Raw genomic sequence first — 17,385 nt, forward strand, 5'->3', positions numbered from 1 at the left:
GGATCTCTCCCGCGCGAGATGCCTCGCTGCGCTCGGCATGACCGGGGGCGGCGGCGCCTCGCTGCGCTCGGCATGACCGGGGCGGCGGCGCCTCGCCGCGCTCGGCACGGCCAACGGCCGGCCTGTCATCCCGCGGGCGCCCAACGGCCGGCCTGTCATCCCGCGGGCAAAGCCCGAGGGATCTCTCCCGCGCGAGATGCCTCGCTGCGCTCGGCATGACCCGGGCGGCGGCGCCTCGCTGCGCTCGGCATGACCGGGGCGGCGGCGCCTCGCTGCGCTCGGCATGACCCGGGCGGCGGCGCCGCGCTCGGCACGCCCAACGGCCGGTCTGTCATCCCGCGGGCGCCCAACGGCCGGTCTGTCATCCCGAGGGCAAAGCCCGAGGGATCTCTCCCGCGCGAGATGCCTCGCTGCGCTCGGCATGACCGGGGCGGCGGCGCCTCGCCGCGCTCGGCATGACCGATTGCCGACCTCAGCCGCGCGCGGCCGTGTGAGTGCGCGCGGGTAGGCCGCGAAACCACCCGCCGGCGCGTTCCTCTTCGCGCCTCGGCCGCCGAAACTTGAGGCGAGGCTCGATCGCGGGACCGGGGCCTCCGGCCAGACCGTGCCTGGCTGGCCGGAACTCACCGCAGCGGGAACCGCATGCGCCGCCGACATCTCGATGGCCGTGAACTGCCCCAGCAGCCGCGGCGACGGCGCGCTCTGACGAGGTCGTGCCAGCTCGTCCATCACGCTGCCGCCGTCGCATGGCGTGCGCGGCGCGAGGCCGGCCAGGATATCACCGAGTATGCGCTGATCCTGAGCGCCGTTCTGTGCGTGGCCCTGTTCGTGTTGGTCACCTTCGCTCCCGGGGTCCTGGGCCTCTACGCGCGATTCCACGCCGGAATTCGGATGATCGAGGCGATGGCCGTGCCCGATCCGACGAACACGCCGTTTCCCTACCGCATTTCAACGCCGACTCCGGGCCCCACTAGCGGACCGACGAGCACCCCGGTCCTTCCATCTGAAACCCCCTGACCGCCGCCGCGCGCCGTCCGATTACTCATGGTGGGCAGCCGACGTTCCGTTCGCGCTGCCCGCCCGTGCCGCAGGGTGCAACACTGACCATGCTAAAGGACTGGATGAAAACTACCCAGAAGGTGATCACAGATTCGTTACGGAAATGGAACTCTTGTGACATCTAGAGATGTAGCGTTTCCCGTCTCAGAAGTCCTTTCCGGCGCACCGAGGAGGAAGCCCGTGACCTCGAACCTTTTCGACAGCTCAGCCGACCCTCGGGAGGCGCTCGACTTCGTCACCAGCGTCATCGAATCGTCGACTGAGTATTCGATCATCGGCAAGGATCTGAACGGGCGCATCGTCCTGTGGAACGAGGGCGCTCGCCGCCTCTACGGCTACGAGGCCGGCGAAGTCGTCGGTCGGGTCAACTCCGATGTGCTCCATACGCCCGACGATGTGGCCAAGGGTGTCCCAGCCCACATCCTTCAAGCGGCTCTCGACCATGGTAAATGGGAGGGGGTCGTCAAGCGCGTCCGGAAGAACGGCACGCGCTTCGATGCCCGGGTCGTGGTCACGCCGCGCCGCGATGCCTCGGGCAGGCCCATCGGCTTCCTGTTGATGTCCAAAGACATTTCCGGCGAGGTGCGGGCCACCGAGGAGCTCCGGGAGCAGCAGGCGTACACCCGCGGGCTGGTGGAGGCGAACATCGATGCGCTGATGGCCACGGATCCCCTGGGCGTCATTACCGACGTGAACCGGCAGATGTGCGCGATGACCGGCTTTCAGCGGGAAGAGCTGATCGGCACGCCGATGAAGCGCTACTTCACGGACCCGGAGCGGGCGGAGGATGGGATTCGGCAGGTGCTCGCCGAGGACCGAGTGGCGAACTACGAGCTGGTGATGCGGGCGAAGGATGGGAAGGAGATAGCGGTCTCCTGCAACGCCGCCACGTTCCGCGATGCGAACGGCCGGCTGCAGGGGGTGTTCGCGGCGGCGCGGGATATCTCGGACCAGCGGGCGCTGGAGGCGCAGCTTCGCCGGGCGCACGCCTACACCCGAGGCCTCATCGAGGCGTCTCTCGACCCGATGATCACGGTGTCCGAGGACGGAGCCATCACGGACGTGAACCAGCAAATGGAGCGCATCACCGGCGTTCCACGCGAACAGCTTATTGGCAGCCGGTTCGATCAGTACTTCACCGACCCTCCGGCGGCGGCCGCCGGCGTCGCGGAAACCTTCCGATCCGGCGCCGTGCACGACTACGTGCTCGTCCTCCGCGCGCGCGACGGGCGCGAGGCGCTCGTCTCCTTCAATGCCGCAGTGTACGAGCAGCCTGACGGGCGGCAGCGCGGAATCTTCGCCGTGGCGCGCGATGTGACCGAGCAGAAGCGCATGGAGGAGGAGCTTCGACGCAGCGAGTTGACGCTCGAGCGCCTCAACGCCGAGCTGGAGGAGCGCGTGCAGGAGCGGACGTCGCAGCTGGAAGCGACGAACAAGGAACTGGAGGCATTCACCTACGCCGTATCGCACGACCTTCGCGCCCCCCTTCGCGCGATCGACGGGTTCAGCATGGCTCTTATGGAGGACGCCGCGGATCGGCTCGATGAGGTCGGCAAGGGCTACGTGCGTCGAGTGCGCGCGGCGGTCGAGCGCATGGCCGATCTCATCGACGACCTGCTGAAGCTGTCGCGCCTCACCCGCGGGGAGCTGCGCATCGAGGAAGTCGATCTGAGCGCCATGGCGCGCGCCGTCGCCGACGAGCTGCGCGCGACCCAGCCCGAACGCCCGGTGACGTTCGAGATCGCGGACGGGCTGCTCGCATTTGCTGACCAGTCGCTGATCCGGGCTGCAATGGAGAACCTGCTCGGGAATGCCTGGAAGTTCAGCCGAAACGTCGCGCATGCCCAGATCGAGGTGGGCGCGGCCGAGATCGGAGGCTGCCCCGCGTTCTTTGTCCGGGACAACGGCGCCGGGTTCGACATGGCGTTTGCGGACAAGCTATTCGGCGCATTTCAGCGTCTCCACACCAAGGAGGAGTTCGAGGGCAACGGAATCGGCCTCGCCACAGTCCAGCGCATCATCCACCGCCACGGCGGCCGCGTCTGGGGCGAGGGCGAGGTTGGAAAGGGCGCGACGTTCTGGTTCACAGTCCCGGCGCGGGAGGACGCTCGCGCGCCGGAAATCGAAAGGAGTGGCACAGATGCCAGATCAACCGGTGCTGTTGGTTGAAGACAATCCCGACGATGAGGAGCTGACGCGGCGAGCGTTCAAAAAGAGCCGAGTGATCAATGAGCTGGTCGTCGCGCGGGACGGCCAGGAGGCGCTGGACTGCATTTTCGGGGATGGCGCGAGGCCAATCGCCGATATCCAGCTCGTCCTGCTGGATTTGAAACTTCCGAAGATCCACGGGCTGGAGGTGCTCCGTCGGATCCGGTCAGACCCGCGCACGCGCACGCTCCCAGTCGTGATTCTCACCTCGTCGGACGAGGAGCGCGACCTCGTTGCCGGTTACGACCTGGGAGCGAACAGCTACATTCGAAAGCCCGTTGACTTCCAGCAGTTCGCCGAGGCCGTGCAACAGCTCAGTCTTTACTGGCTGGTGTTGAACGAGCCGCCGCCGGCGACGGCCGCGTAGGGCGGAATGGCTGTGCAGGGGCCGCCGATGTCGAAACCGCCCTGGGGCTTGCGCCTCCAGCTTGCGGCCGTGACCATTGGTGTCGCGCTGCTCACCGGCGCGGGCATCGCCGCCCTGTTCATTGTGCGCAGCAGCCAGGCGCTGCGCGACGATGTCCTGAGCGAGCAGCTTGCCACGGCCAGCCTCACCGCGGAGTTTGCGTCCATCTACGTTGCCGGCGCGCAGATGGCAGTAGACGGACTGGCGCGCGAGGCTCGCCTGGTCGAAGCGGCTACGTCGGACACGCCTGAGTCGGCATCGCCCGACCTCGCAGTCTTCCTCCACAGCTACACCCCCCTCGCGGCCATCACCCTGTTCGACCTCGATGGGGTCTCACGCGCTACAGGGCTCGCCGACCCGGCGGCCGTGGGCGTCTCCGCGGCTGACCGAGACTACTTCCAGGAAATCGCGCGAACGAAGGAGCCCTTCGTCGGTCGGCCGATCGTGTCCCGGATCACCAGCCTCCCCGTCGTCCCGTACGCGGTGCCGGTCGTCGATACGGAAGGAACGATGCGCGCGGTCCTGATGGGGTCGATCTCCGTGGCACGTCTCTCCGAGGCCCTGGCCAGGGTCAATCCCGACAGCCTGCTGCGCATCTCCGTCGTCGACCGGCGCGAGGGCGGAACGAACATCGCGCACACGGACCCCTCCAGGCTCCTCGATCGACCGAATCTTGGCCCTGGCGCGCTCTCGCAGATCCTTGCAGGAGCCGCGGGAACGGAGCAGTTCCGCAGTCCTGACGGCAACGAATTGCTCCTTGCCTTTAATCCCATTCCCGGCCTACCGTGGTCCGTGGTGACTTGGCAGCCGGCCGACCAGGCCATGGCCCCGATCACCCGGCGCGGGTGGGAGGCGGCCGCCTTCGCCGCGGTGGCGATCGTTCTCGCCGGAGCGGCAGGGATCGTCGTGTCGCTCCGGATCAGCCATCCGGTCCTTCGCTTGCGCGATGCGGCGCGCCGCGTGGCGGCCGGCGACCTCGCCGTTCGCGTACGCTTCACCCAGCAAGACGAGATCGGCCAGCTCGGCCGCGCCTTCGACGCCATGGCGGAATCACTCCAGGAGCGGTCGCGCGCCCTCGAGGCGGCGAACCGCGAGATGGAGGACTTCAGCTACGCGGTCGCCCACGAGCTGCGCGCGCCCCTCCGCGCCATCTACGGCTTCAGCCACGAGCTGGTGGCCGAGCATGGCGCTCAGCTCGACGAGCAAGCCCGGGGCGACCTGAGCCGAATCCGCGCAGCGAGCCTGCGGATGGGCCAGCTCATCGAGGGCGTCCTGACCCTGCTCCGACTCGGCAGAGTCGAGCTTCGTCGGGAAGCGGTCGACCTGAGCGCCATTGCCGACACAGTCGCGCGCCAGCTCCAGGCCGAGGCGCCGGACCGCGCCGTTCGCGTCACCATCGCCAAAGGGGTGATGGCCCGAGGCGACCCGGCGCTCCTGCGGACAGCGCTCGCGCACCTCCTGGGAAACGCGTGGAAGTTCACGCGCCCGATCACCGCGCCGGCGATCGCCTTCGGCTCGCATCAGGCAGATGGAGCGACGGCCTACTTCGTGCGCGACAACGGTGTCGGCTTCGACATGGCCCACACGGCGAACCTGTTCGGCGCGTTCCAGCGCTTGCACAGCGTCGACGAGTTCGAGGGCAACGGCGTTGGACTCGCGGCGGTCCAGCGCATTGTCCGCCGCCACGGCGGGCGCGTCTGGGCCGAAGCCGCGCCCGGAAAGGGCGCCACGTTCTGGTTCACGTTGGAGCCGGGGAATGAGAACCACCATGACTGACCGGACCTTGCACGTCCTCTTCGTCGAGGACAATCCCGACGACGCCGAGATCATCGCGCGGCAGCTCCGGCGGGAGCTGGGGCCCGTGAAGCACCGGCGGGTCGAGACGCCGGAGGCCCTGGAAAGGGCCCACGCCGAGCGGGCATGGGACGTCGTGCTTGTCGACTATACGCTCCCGCGCTTCAACGGGGCGGACGCCGTTCGGCTGGTGCGCCAGTGGCGGCCGGAGCCCCCCTCCATTGTCGTGTCGGGAACCATTACCGACGAGGTGGCCGCCGAGCTGTTGCGGGTCGGCGCGGCGGACTTCATCCTGAAGGACCGACCGGCCCGTCTCAGCCACGCCATCCGGCACGCGATGGAGGAGGCGCGCCTGCGCGCCGAAGCACGCTCGGCGCTCGCGGAGCTCAAGTCCAGTGAGAAGCGCTTCCGCTCCCTCATCGAGCAGGGCTCCGATTTCATCGCCATCGTAGACGACAACGGCGTGATGACATACGTCGCCCCGTCCGTGCTTCGGTTGTTCGGCTACCAGGCGGACGAGGTCCTCGGTCGCAACATCCTCGATTGGGTCCATCCCGACGACGTCGAGCGCGCCAGAGCTGGCCTCGCAGACCTCTTGCGCAATCCCGCGTCGCCACGCGTCGAGACCTTTCGAGTGCGGCACCGGAGCGGCGAGTATCGCTGGCTCGAGGGCTCCGGGACGGTCCTGAGCGACGAATCCGCCGTGCGCGCCGTTGTGCTGAACTATCACGACATCACCGAGCGGCGCACTGCCGAAATCGCGCTCGCGGAAAGCGAGGCGCAGTATCGACGCATCGTCACGTCGGTCCAGGAGGGGATCAGCCAGATCGACGCCGAGGACCGCATGGTGTTCGTGAACGACCGCATGGCCGCGATGCTGGGCTACGCGCCGGAGGAGATGCTGGGCCGCCCGCTCGCCGACTTCATCGGACCCACTCGGCGGGGGGCTCCGCTGAATGAGGCGATGGCTCGGCGGCACATGGGTGTCGCCGAGCGCATCGAGGTCGACCTGCTCCACAAGAACGGCGGGATCGTCTGGGCGATCGTCTCCGCGAGCCCGCTGTTCGATGCCCATGGACACTACGTCGGCGCCCTGGCCGCGCTGACCGATATCACCGACCGCAAGCGTGACGAGGAGGCTCTCGCCTCCAAAAACCGCGCGCTGCGCACCCTCAGCCGAGGCAATGACGAGCTGATCCATGCGTCCACCGAGATCGATCTGGTGCGAGGGATCTGCCGAGCCGTCGTCGAGGAGGGCGGCTACCGCTTTGCCTGGGTCGGGTACGTCGAGCGCCACGGGGCGCGAATGATCCGGCCGATCGCGTGGGCCGGGCAGGACGCCACGTACCTCGAAGATGCTCCGCCGGTCGTGGGCGGCGGCAGGACGGGCGGACGGCCGATCGCCGCCGCGGTCCGGACCGGCGAGGTCGCCGTCGTGCAGCAGCTCGACCGCAGGCCGGTGACGCGATGGATGAAGGAGGCGCGCAAACGAGGGTACATGTCCGTCATCGCAATCCCGCTCAAGGACGGAGAGGACGTGTTCGGCGTGCTCAATATCTACGCGGCGCAGCCGGACGCGTTCGATCACGATGAGCGCCAGCTCCTCGAGGAGCTGGCCAATGACCTGGCGTTCGGGATCCTCGGGCTGCGCGAGCGCGCCGCGCACACGGAGACCCAGCGCCGCGAGCTGGAGGCGCTGCAAAAGATCCGCGCGACGATCGAAGCGACCGTGGCCGCGCTCGCCGGGGCGCTGGAGCTCCGGGACCCGTATACGGCGGGCCACCAGCGCCGGGTGGCGAGCCTGGCCGCGGCCATTGGCCGCGGGCTTGGCCTCCCGGACGACCGGGTCGAGGGGATCCGCTTCGGCGCGCTCATCCACGACATCGGCAAGGTCTACGTGCCGTCCGAGATCCTCAATCGCCCCGGCACCCTCACGCCCGTCGAGTTCGAGCTGATCAAGACCCACGCCCAGGCCGGTTACGACATCGTGAAGGACGTGCAGTTCCCCTGGCCCATCGCCGAGATGGTGCTCCAGCACCACGAGCGGCTGGACGGGTCCGGCTACCCGAACGGCCTGCGCGGCGAGGCAATCTGCCTGGAGGCGCGCATCCTGGCCGTGGCGGACGTGGTGGAGGCGATCGGTACATTCCGTCCCTATCGGCCCGCGCTGGGCATGGACCGCGGCCTGGAGGTGATTAGGAGTCAGCGTGGGGTCGCCTTCGACGCGTCGGTCGTCGACGCCTGCATCCAGGTGATCGGGGCGGGGTTCCGCTTCGAGGCCGCGAACGACGTGCAGGAAGGAGGTTCGTGAGTGGTGATGATGCAAGGAGAAAGAACCGCTATGCTGGAGCCCGGGACCTACGCTGATACCTTTCGCGCGCTGAGCGCCTCCATCACCCAGGTGAAGGGGAGAAACATCGGGATCGTCGACCGCGGCGACCATGTCGAGGTGTCGTGGCTGGGAGACGACGGCGTGCGGCACGAGCGTCACTTCAACGAGCCGGATCTGGCGTCGCTCCGCGAGTGGGGAAAGAAGCTTCGCGGCGCGCATCGGTCCGCGCCCACGGGGATCACCGAGGCGGTCCGCTCCCTCCGCGACCAGGGGATTCCGGACGCGGTCGAGTCGCTGCGCACCCTTGGCCAGATCCTGGACGAGCGCGCGGCGGAGGAGATCGCCATCGCGGAGATGACGGGCGGCTACTGGGTGTCGTGGAATAGCCGAGGCGCGAAGGTGAGCATGGTGTTCGCCCGCGACGAGCTGACGGCGCGCGCGCTGCGGTACCAGACGCTCCGCGGGCGGCCCGACGAGGCGGCGCCGACAATGCGCAGGCGCCGCTGATTCCCACCCCCGCTGCCCCCAACCCCACCCTCCCCCGCTGCGGCAGGGGAGGGGGTTGGATCTTCCCCCCGCGACCGGTGGAGGTTCAGGGAGGGCGTGAGGCCCCCACCCCCACCCCCCCCCGCTGCGGCAGGGGAGGGAGTAAACTGTCATCCCGAGGGCGAAGCCCGAGGGATCTCGCTCGACAGAGATGCCGCGCTGCGCTCGGCATGATCGGGAAGGCCGAGCCCTCACCTCCCCCGGGCGGCCGCCCCGCGCGCCGAAGCCTCGCCCGCCGCTGCCCGCGTGACGAGCACCAGCAGGCCCAGGACTACGAAGCACAGCAGCAGGGCGCTGAGCCCCAGCGACCAGCGAATGCTGATGAAGCCGCCCAGGATCCCGACCGTCACCCCGCTGCCCGCCTTCAGCCCGTTGCTCGCCATGCTGTAGAGGCCGATGACGCGGCCTCGCTCGGCCGGCGGCGCCAGGAGCTGGACGAGCGTCTGCGCGATGGACTGTGACGCGAGGCTGGCCACGCCCGCCAGGATCAGCAGCAGGATCGAGAGCGGATAGCTTTCGGTGGCCGCGAAGCCGATCATGCTCAGCCCCCAGACGACCGTGCTGAAGAGCGCGGTGCGGGCGCTCGGGCGGAGCAGGCCGCTCGCCTCGAGCAGGATGCCCCCCAGCACCGCGCCGCCGGCGTTGGCGGCGATGAAGCCGCCGTAGGCGAGGCCCGCCGTGTCGATGCCCAGGTCGTGGGCGAACTCGGGCATCTGGGGCCCGAGGGCGGCGCCGATCAAGAGGGCGCTCACCCCACCGAGGGCGACCATGGCGATGATGGTCGGGTTGTCGGCCACGTCGCGAAGCACGCGCACGGCGGCGACGAGCGAGAGGCGCGGCCGGCGGGCGCCGGGCTGCTCGCGAAGGTGGCCGGTATACGGAACGGTGAGCAGCCACGTTGTGAGCGGGAGGTAGATCAGCACGTTGGCGAAGATGCCGAAGGTGGGCCCGAGTCCCAGCAGCAGCGCGGACCCGACGGCTGGGCCGCAGAGGATCCCCAGGCTGCGCGCCGTCGAGTTCAGGCGCACGGCGCTGGGGAGCGTCTCCGGCCCGACGATGTCGTGGAGCATGAGCTGCTCGGCCGGCGCCCAGAGGGCCGCCGCCATACCGTGGAGGGAGAGGAGCACCATGGCGTGCCAGACCTCGAGCCGCTGGGTCAAGAACAGGGCTCCCCACGACGCGGAGACGGACATAAAGAGGAGCTGCGACGCCTGGATGACCTTCCGGCAATCGTACCGGTCCGCTAGCGAGCCGAAGAAGACGGACAGAAGCAGGAACGGCACCCAGTGGCTGATGACCGCGAACCCGGCGAGGGCGGGCGAGTGGAAGTACTGGTAGAGCATCCAGTAGGTGATGACGTGCTCGACGTTGTCGCCCATCATCGAGAGCATGCCGCCGACGAGGTACCGCCGGCAGTCCGGATTCGCGAGGGCAAGGAAGCGCGTGGCGGCTGGGCGACGCTCCGCTCCCGTGGTGTCGCCGGGGACGCGCGCGCCGGTGCTCACGAAGCCCAAAACCTCCGAGGGGCAACGTCGGGGTGCACCCAGGATGATAGGGCAGCGACCGAGCGCCTTGGGCCGTATACTCTCGGCGGCCGGCATCCTCCAATCCCCCGATCACCCCATCCCGAGGCCCGATTCCGCCAGTGAGATCCGATCCCCCGGACGACGACTTCGACGAAGCCTACGACGACGAGGAGCGGCCGCGTCGGCGCATCGGGCCGCTCAAGGTCGCCTTCATCGGGCTCGTCTGCGGCGTCGCCCTCAGCTTCGGCGCGATCCTGACGGCCTTCTCGACGGGGACCGGCGCCGGGGCGCCCGGGGCGCTGACCATCCTCATGATGGGGACCGACCAGCGGCCGGACGAGCGCGGGTCGGACCCCGGGCGGACCGATTCGATGATGTTGGTTGTGGTGCGGCCGAACGCTCCCGTGGCGCTCGTCTCGGTCCCCCGCGATCTCTGGGTCTCGATCCCCGGCTATGGGGAGGGGCGAATCAATACGGCGTATCGCAGCGCCGAGTTGGAGCGGCCCGGTAGCGGGCCCGCCGAGGCAAAGACAACGGTCGCGGCGGCGCTGGGGATCCACGTCGACCGGTACGTGTTGGTCGACATGGCAGGCCTGCGGACCATCGTCGACGACGTGGGCGGCGTCGACGTCGACGTGCCAACAACCATCATCGACCAGGCCTTCCCCACGGACGATTACGGCATTACCACCATCGAGATTCCGGCCGGGCGCCAGCACCTGAACGGCGCGATGGCCCTCGCCTACGCCCGGACCCGCCACCAGGACAGCGACTTCGGGCGGATGGGGCGCCAGCAGCAGGTGATCGAGGCGCTGATGGCGAAGCTGGCGCGCCCGTCCGGGATGCTGGCCGCGCCCCGGGTGTTGCGCGCGGTCTCCGCGGCCACGCGATCCGACCTATCACCGGCGGACGCGGCGTTTCTGGCGGCCGGGGGCGTGCTGGCCGGGGGCGGCGTGCGCCAGATGGTGATCGGCCCGGAGTTGGTGAGTCCGCTGACCGGTGACGACGGCGCGGCGCTCCTGCAGCCGCGGCCGGGGCTGAAGGCCGCGGTCGCGGACTTTGTGGAGTTGGCTTCTCCGCGCTCCTGAGGGCGCAGCGCGAAGGATCTCGATGGCTGGAGATGCTTCGCTGCGCTCAGCATGACAAACGTCGGTCGGTCAGTCATCCTGAGGGCGCAGCCCGAAGGATCTCGATGGCCGGAGATGCTTCGCTGCGCTCAGCATGACCGTCATTCAGATCAGATCTATGGCAGTTCGTACAAAACGCTGCCCATGTCCGAGGCGTCGTATCCGCCCAGGGCCTCCACCTCGGCCCGGAATTGCGCCGACCCGATCACCGCGCGGAGCGGCGCCAGCAGCTCGCCCTCGTAGTGCTCGGCGGGGACGATCAGGTCGTAGCGCTCCCGGAGGAGGGGGATGAACTCCATCGAGAGGGCGCGGGCGGCCGCCAGAATCCCGAGCCCGACGTCCGCGGTGCCGCTCATCACCGCGGCCGCCACGGCCAGGTGGTTGTACTCCTCGCGCTCGTAACCCCGCACCTGCGACGGGTCAGCGCCCAGCCGCTTCAGCTCGTAGTCGAGGAGCACGCGGGTCCCCGCCCCCCGTTGACGATTGACATAACGTACATCGGGGCGCAGGAGGTCGGCGAGGCCGTGGATCGCCTTCGGGTTACCGGGCGCCACGATGAGCCCCTGCTCCCGATAGACGAGATTGACGATGAGCGCGCGTCGCTCGCGGAGGTAGCGCCGAACGAACCCCACGTTGTACTCGCCGGTCTCCTCGTCGAGCAGGTGCGAGCCGGCGAGGTGCGCCTCGCCCCGCTGGAGGGCGATGAGGCCGCCGAGGCTGCCGACGTTCGACGACGAGAGGCTGGCGCCGGGCCGAATCCGGGCGATGGCGCTGGAGAGCAGATCCAGAGCCAGATCGTGGCTACCGATCGCCACGATGGTGCGCTCCACCTCCCCCGGGTCGCGCAGCACCTCGGCCTCGACTGCCTCGCCCGCGTGCACCCCCTCCGAGAAGCGCGGGATGCGCACCAGGGCGTCCGCGCGCACCAGGGAGGTGATGACGCCAGCGCCGCGCTGGAGCGGCGTGGCCACCACGCGGTCGCCGACCCGGCCCAGCTTCACGCGCAGGTATTCGTCCTCGCCCATGGGCGAGAGCACCTTCCGGGTCATCGAAGCCCGAATGCGCGGGCGCGCGACCTGCGCGACGCCAAGGAGCCGATGGAGCACCGGGGCGAGAAAGAGCTCGGCGGTCAGAACGGCGGAGACGGGAAAGCCCGGGATCCCGAGGACCGGCTTCCCACCACAGACGCCCAGCACCACGGGGTGTCCCGGTCGGACGGCGACGCCGTGGGCGACGAGCGTGCCGAGGTCCCCGACCACGGCCGCCGTGTAGTCTTCGGAGCCGGCCGAGGAGCCGGCGTTGACCACCACCACGTCGGAGGCGTCGAGGGCGTCGGCGACGCGCCGGAGCAGCCGGTCGCGGTCGTCCCGCTCCGGCGGCAACACCGTCGCGGTGCCGCCCCAGTCCTGGACCTGGGCCGCCAGCATGATGGAGTTGAACTCCACCACGTCGCCGGGCCTCAGCTCGGCGCCGGGCTGCACCAGCTCTGTGCCGGTCGGCAGAATCGCAACGGCCGGCTTGCGGCGAACCGACACGGTCGTGTTGCCGCTCGCCGCGATGGCGCCGAGATCGAAGGCGCCGAGCCGCCGCCCCTCCGTCAGGACCAGCTCCGTGGCGACGATGTCCTCCCCCAGCGGGCGGACGTGCTGCCAGGGCGCGACCGGCTGCATGATCTCGACGACGTCGTCGCTGACGCGGTGTACCTGCTCGATCATGATGACGGCGTCGAAGTCGGGAGGTAGGGGATCGCCGGTATCGACCCACGCCGCCTGGTCGCCGATGCGTAGACGGATCGGCGCGATCTCCGACGCGCCGATCGTGTCGGCGGCGCGGACGGCGATGCCATCCATCGCCGAGGCGTAGTAGTGGGGGGACGACACGCGGGCCCACACGGGCGCGGCCGTCACGCGGCCAAGGGCTTCGCGGACGGGCGCGTCCTCGCCGGGGAGCGGAGGGGTCCAGCCGGCCGCGGCGAGGGCGTCCCAGAACGCCTGGAGGGCGTCGTCCAGCGGCACGTCTCGCAGGAACACGTTGCGCTCGCGCGCCACCCTGCTCTCTCCGCCTCCTCTCAGGAGGATCCCGCAGGACCGTTCGTCCTGAGCCTATCGAAGGGCGCGGTGTGCTTCGACTGGCCTGCCCTGAGCGAAGCCGAAGGGCTCAGCACGAACGGTTTCCGCGCGTTCTACCGCACCCCACTAGAACAGCACGACGGGCACGATAGCGCCCTCTGGGAGGCCGCCGTCGTCCAGCTCGACTTTGACCATGCCGTCGGCGTGGACGAGGGTGTAGATGAGATTGGACTTGCCGAAGACCGGCACCGCCCACCGCTCGCCGTCGCGCTCCTCGAGACGGACCTGGACATAGTCCTCGCGGCCGGCGGCCGAGGCGATGCCGTGGGCCAGGCGGGCGGCCGTCGTGCGCCGGGCGGGCCGACCCGCGCCGGTCAGATACGCCAGCGTGGGCGTGACGAAGAGGTCGAAGGTCACCATGCAGGAGACGGGGTTCCCGGGCAGACCGAAGATCGGCTTCCCGTCCGCCACCGCGAGAACCGTCGGTTTGCCGGGGCGCAGCGACACGCCGTGCACCAGCACGCCCGGCGTGCCGAGGGAGGCGATCACCTCGGCCGTCATGTCCCGCGTGGAGACGGAGCTGCCGGCGGATAGGATCAGCACGTCGGTGGCCGTGAACCCCCGCCGCGCCGCCTCCGCCAGCGCGTCGTACCGGTCGGGCACGATCCCCAGGGGCACCGGGACGTGCCCTGCCTGCTCCACCAGCGCGGCGAGGGTCGACGTGTTGATGTCGCGAATCTGGCCCGGGCTCGGCGTCGCGTCGGGCGCGACGATCTCGTCCCCGCCCGAGATGATGCCGACGCTCAGGCGCGGCGCAACCGTGATCTCAACGATCCCGAGGCTGGCGAGCCCCCCCAGGTCCTGGGCGCGCAGGGTGTGGCCGCGCGGCAGGACCGCCGAGCCGCGACGGATGTCCTCGCCGACCTGGATCACGTTCTCGCCCGGCGCGACAGGGCGCAGCACCTCCACCGTCCGCTCATCGACGTCCTGCGTCAGCTCCACCATCACGACCGCGTCGGCGCCGGGCGGCAACATTCCCCCGGTCGCGATGCGCGCGGCCTCGGCGGAACGGACCTGGACCGCGGCGGCCGTTCCCATCGCGACCTCACCGACGACGGTGAGGTACGCGGGCAGCGCCTCGCTGGCGCCGAAGGTGTCGGCGGCGCGGACGGCGAACCCGTCCATGGTGGATCGCGGGAAGTCGGGCAGGTCGTGGGGAGCGAGGAGGTCTTCCGCCAGGACGCGGCCCAGCGCCCGGCTCGCAGATATGCGTTCGGCGCGGTCGAGGGGCGCGAGGCGCTCGTGCAGGCGCTTCAGCGCATCGGCCGGCGCCATGACGTGAAATAGCTCTTTCACGCGAATATCCCGTCGAGGCGCTCGTGCAGGCGCTTCAGCGCATCGGCCGGCGCCATGACGTGAACTAGCTCTTTCACGCGAATATCCCGTACATCCTGGCACGCGATTCAGGAGCTGTCATGCTGAGCGCAGCGAAGCATCTCGGTGAATCGAGATCCTTCGGGCTGCGCCCTCAGGACGACGCATTCCCCAACCTGCGAGGCAAACCTGGCTACTCCGGTTTATGCCAGTAGCGGTACTTGAGGCGCCAGGGCTTGGTGACGGCGTTGGTCACGGCGCGCATCTTGCCGCTGAGGCCGCCGGTGAGGGTGAGGACCCCGCGGATCTCCTTGGCCAGGGGGATATGGTGCTCGGGGTAGCGCTCCGTCCCCACATCCGGCAGCCCGTGCTCGGCCGCTGATTTCGTGAGGACGTGGAGCACGTGCGTCCCCCCGGCCTGGCTCTTGCCATAGACGTGGCCGCCCACCTGCGCCGCGCGCTCGGTCGCCCTGGCGTCCATCTCGTCCACGATGCCGAAGGATAGGGCGTGGACCGGGCACGCCTGGACGCAGAAGGGCTGCTTATCGTCGCGCACCCGGTCGACGCACATGGTGCACTTCGTCGCGCGGCCTGTGACCTCGGACTTGGCGATGACGTGCCACGGACACGCGTAGACGCAGTACTCGCAGCCGATGCACACCGCGGGGTCGATGACGACTGGCCCCTCGTCGTACTTGGTGATCGCCTCGACGGGGCAGACGGCCGCGCACAACGGATATTCGCAGTGCATGCAGCTATTGCGTCCCCAGGTGCTGGCCGTGCCCTCGAGGACTGGCGGCTCCATGGTGATCCAGGTGCTCGGGTTGATAGCGTAGGTGTCTCCGCGGGGCAGGTCGTTCCAATCCTTGCACGCCTCGACGCACTGCCGGCACCCGATGCACGTTTGAGCGTCGAAGACTATGGCGCGCGCTTTCCCGTCGGAAAGGCGCCGGGTGGGGTAGGGCCGACGCTCGCCGTGGTCGGGGCCTTGGGGTGTCTCGCTCATTCCGGCTCGCTCCACGCCGCGAACTCCTCCAATCCGAGGCGTTCGAGGGTCTCTCGGAACGGCCGGCCCGTCATCTCGTCGCGCCCAGAGAGCCGGTAATACTCCTGGATGATGCCGGGCATGAACTTCGCGATGGTGAAGCCCTTGTACTGGCCATCCGGAATCGGCTCGAGGAAGCGCGGCCCAACGTCCGTCCAATCGTGCTCCGCGCGCCAGCCGCGCTGGGTGCCGAAGATGCTCTGAAGGATCATGCTTCGGTGGCCGACCTCGAGCGCCTCGTCGAGAGTCACGTCCCAGCCGGTCGTCGCGTTCAGCGCATCGATCATGGACTTGTACCCGTCGGGCGCCATCTGGTTCATGGCGAACCAGCACGCGCCCATCAGGCCGGAGGATTGGCGATACTGCTCGCTGAGGATGTGGGACCAGGCCCAGCCGTCCGGCTCCGTTGGCGAGAGCGGCCCCCAGCTCTCGCGGTACTTCAGGTCCGGCGGCGGCTCGCGGCTGCCGCCGCCCTGCGGCTTCATGCCGCCGCTGGCCACCAGCTCGCGCAGCATGTTGCCGATCATCGGCCGCCACTCGTGCTGCGCCGGCGTCCCACCTTTGGTGTGGACCACCCACTGGGCGGCGTCGCCGCCGAGGGCTTCTGCCAGCTCCTTCGGGCCCTCGGCGAGGAGGTTCCCGAGCCAGCCCTCGCGCCGAGCGCACATGTCGAGCAGCCGGTCCACGACGGCTGTGTCGCCCCATTCAAGGTTCAGGCCGCCCGTTTGCTGCGCGGTCAGGAGCCTCTTTTCCCACGCCTCGAAGGCGAGCCCAGCTCCGTCGGCGAAATGGCTGCACTCGATGCCGAGGTCGTTGATGCGCTCCGAGAGGTAGAGCACGTCGTTGCCCTTGATGTCGAGGTTGAAGAAGGTGTCGAGCCATTCGGAGCCGGCGTTGAAGTGGACCTTGGCGCCGATGTGGTCGCCGTCGCCCAGCTCGGCGTCCCAGGGGCACATGCGACCGCATTGGAAGCAGGGGCGGGGCGTGATGCGGTTCGTCTCGAAGCCGCGCGCGTGGTCTTCGATCACGGTGGCGCGCCAGTTGTGGCGGGTGATGGCGCCCCACGAGCCACCATGGCCGACGTCGCGGCGCTGGTCGGGCGAGTAGACGCGGAGCGTTGCGCGCCAGCGCTCGCCCGCGTCGATGAGTCGCTCCTTGTTGCGGATGGGTGGGCGCCGCGAACCTCGGGCGACGACGGCCTTGAGCCTCTTGGAGCCCATGACGGCGCCGAGACCGTGCGCGGCTACGTGGTTGTAGTCGTTCACCAGCATCGCCGCGCGGATGAGGTTCTCGCCGGCGGGGCCGATGCACGCGACGCGCGCATCCTGGCGGCCGACCTGGCGGCGGAGCATCTCTTCGGTCTCGCGGGTGCCCTTTCCCCACACGGACCGCGCGTCGCGGATCTCGGCGCGCCCGTCGTTCAGGTAGAGGTACACGGGGCGATCGGACTGGCCCGTGATGATGATTCCGTCGAAGCCGGCAGCCTTCATCGCCACGGCCCAGAAGCCGCTCGTCGCGCCGCGGCCGAGGGTGTAGCGCGTGGCCGGGCTGGGATAGACGGCGGTCATCTTGGTGCCGCCGGGCGTGAGGCCGGTGCCGGTGACCGGCCCGGTCATCATACAGATCATGCTCGCCGGGCTATAGGCCTCGGTGTCCGGCGCTATCTCATTCAGGAGGATGTACGTCCCAAGTGCCTGGCCGCCCCAGTACTTCCGGAGAATCGGCTCTTCGGGCAGCTCGACGGGCTCGCAGCTCCCCGAGGTGAGGTCGACGCGGAGCAGCTTGCCCATGTACCCGCCCGGCAGCGGAGTCCTGCGCACCGATGGGAAGAGCAGCTCGTTGCGCGAGGCTAGGACCTGGGGTTGCGTCGCCATCGCCTGCCTCCGACGCGGGGATTTG

Annotated in this window: 12 protein-coding genes; 7 read left to right on the forward strand and 5 right to left on the reverse strand. The window is 69.4% G+C overall.

Annotated features, from left to right (window positions below; all coding sequences use genetic code 11):
- Window positions 1–642 precede the first annotated feature (642 nt).
- The 6 genes from VFC51_09480 (at window position 643) to VFC51_09505 (ending at window position 8,306) form a co-directional block, all read left to right on the forward strand.
- Complete coding sequence (locus VFC51_09480; GenBank protein HZT07249.1) at window positions 643–1,017, forward strand: hypothetical protein; 375 nt, start codon at window positions 643–645, stop codon at window positions 1,015–1,017.
- A 222-nt stretch (window positions 1,018–1,239) separates the two neighbouring features.
- Entirely contained in the window at window positions 1,240–3,228 is a 1,989-nt protein-coding gene (locus tag VFC51_09485; GenBank protein ID HZT07250.1) for a PAS domain S-box protein, read from the forward strand.
- Window positions 3,200–3,634 carry a response regulator gene (locus tag VFC51_09490; GenBank protein HZT07251.1) on the forward strand — a complete coding sequence of 145 codons (435 nt, stop codon included), beginning with the start codon at window positions 3,200–3,202 and terminating at the stop codon, window positions 3,632–3,634. Before VFC51_09485 ends, VFC51_09490 begins: the two co-directional genes overlap by 29 nt.
- Before the next feature lie 27 nt (window positions 3,635–3,661).
- Window positions 3,662–5,449, forward strand: a complete 1,788-nt coding sequence (locus VFC51_09495) for an ATP-binding protein (GenBank protein ID HZT07252.1) — start codon at window positions 3,662–3,664, stop codon at window positions 5,447–5,449.
- On the forward strand, window positions 5,442–7,778 hold the full coding sequence (locus VFC51_09500) for a PAS domain S-box protein (protein HZT07253.1): 2,337 nt from the start codon (window positions 5,442–5,444) through the stop codon (window positions 7,776–7,778). Before VFC51_09495 ends, VFC51_09500 begins: the two co-directional genes overlap by 8 nt.
- Before the next feature lie 30 nt (window positions 7,779–7,808).
- Window positions 7,809–8,306 carry a hypothetical protein gene (locus VFC51_09505; protein HZT07254.1) on the forward strand — a complete coding sequence of 166 codons (498 nt, stop codon included), beginning with the start codon at window positions 7,809–7,811 and terminating at the stop codon, window positions 8,304–8,306.
- A 230-nt stretch (window positions 8,307–8,536) separates the two neighbouring features.
- Here the strand turns inward: VFC51_09505 and VFC51_09510 are convergent, their stop codons facing one another.
- The gene (locus VFC51_09510) at window positions 8,537–9,850 is read right to left on the reverse strand and encodes an MFS transporter (protein ID HZT07255.1); all 1,314 of its coding nucleotides are present in this window, start codon (window positions 9,848–9,850) and stop codon (window positions 8,537–8,539) included.
- A gap of 140 nt (window positions 9,851–9,990) precedes the next feature.
- Here VFC51_09510 and VFC51_09515 point away from each other — a divergent pair, with 140 nt between their 5' ends.
- Entirely contained in the window at window positions 9,991–10,959 is a 969-nt protein-coding gene (locus tag VFC51_09515; protein ID HZT07256.1) for an LCP family protein, read from the forward strand.
- A 155-nt stretch (window positions 10,960–11,114) separates the two neighbouring features.
- On the opposite strand, the gene VFC51_09520 is transcribed toward VFC51_09515, so the two are convergent.
- The 4 genes from VFC51_09520 to VFC51_09535 all read right to left on the reverse strand — a co-directional run bounded on the left by VFC51_09520 (window position 11,115) and on the right by VFC51_09535 (window position 17,360).
- Window positions 11,115–13,046 (reverse strand): molybdopterin biosynthesis protein, encoded by a 1,932-nt coding sequence (locus tag VFC51_09520; GenBank protein ID HZT07257.1) that lies wholly within the window; start codon window positions 13,044–13,046, stop codon window positions 11,115–11,117.
- A 147-nt stretch (window positions 13,047–13,193) separates the two neighbouring features.
- Window positions 13,194–14,423 (reverse strand): gephyrin-like molybdotransferase Glp, encoded by a 1,230-nt coding sequence (glp, locus tag VFC51_09525; protein HZT07258.1) that lies wholly within the window; start codon window positions 14,421–14,423, stop codon window positions 13,194–13,196.
- Window positions 14,424–14,634: 211 nt separating this feature from the next.
- Window positions 14,635–15,447 (reverse strand): 4Fe-4S dicluster domain-containing protein, encoded by an 813-nt coding sequence (locus tag VFC51_09530; protein ID HZT07259.1) that lies wholly within the window; start codon window positions 15,445–15,447, stop codon window positions 14,635–14,637.
- On the reverse strand, window positions 15,444–17,360 hold the full coding sequence (locus VFC51_09535) for an aldehyde ferredoxin oxidoreductase N-terminal domain-containing protein (protein ID HZT07260.1): 1,917 nt from the start codon (window positions 17,358–17,360) through the stop codon (window positions 15,444–15,446). The genes VFC51_09530 and VFC51_09535 overlap by 4 nt, the downstream gene beginning before the upstream one ends.
- Between the last annotated feature and the right edge of the window lie 25 nt (window positions 17,361–17,385).

The sequence above is a fragment of the Chloroflexota bacterium genome (assembly GCA_035652535.1).
Classification (GTDB): domain Bacteria; phylum Chloroflexota; class UBA6077; order UBA6077; family SHYK01; genus DASRDP01.

Bases quoted from the DNA above. Each gene is read 5' to 3' on its own strand.
- VFC51_09530 (HZT07259.1), bottom strand. From the start codon at position 15,447: ATGAGCGAGACACCCCAAGGCCCCGACCACGGCGAGCGTCGGCCCTAC.
- VFC51_09495 (HZT07252.1), top strand. From the start codon at position 3,662: ATGTCGAAACCGCCCTGGGGCTTGCGCCTCCAGCTTGCGGCCGTGACC.
- VFC51_09505 (HZT07254.1), top strand. From the start codon at position 7,809: ATGCTGGAGCCCGGGACCTACGCTGATACCTTTCGCGCGCTGAGCGCC.
- VFC51_09535 (HZT07260.1), bottom strand. From the start codon at position 17,360: ATGGCGACGCAACCCCAGGTCCTAGCCTCGCGCAACGAGCTGCTCTTC.
- VFC51_09480 (HZT07249.1), top strand. From the start codon at position 643: ATGCGCCGCCGACATCTCGATGGCCGTGAACTGCCCCAGCAGCCGCGG.
- VFC51_09500 (HZT07253.1), top strand. From the start codon at position 5,442: ATGACTGACCGGACCTTGCACGTCCTCTTCGTCGAGGACAATCCCGAC.
- VFC51_09490 (HZT07251.1), top strand. From the start codon at position 3,200: ATGCCAGATCAACCGGTGCTGTTGGTTGAAGACAATCCCGACGATGAG.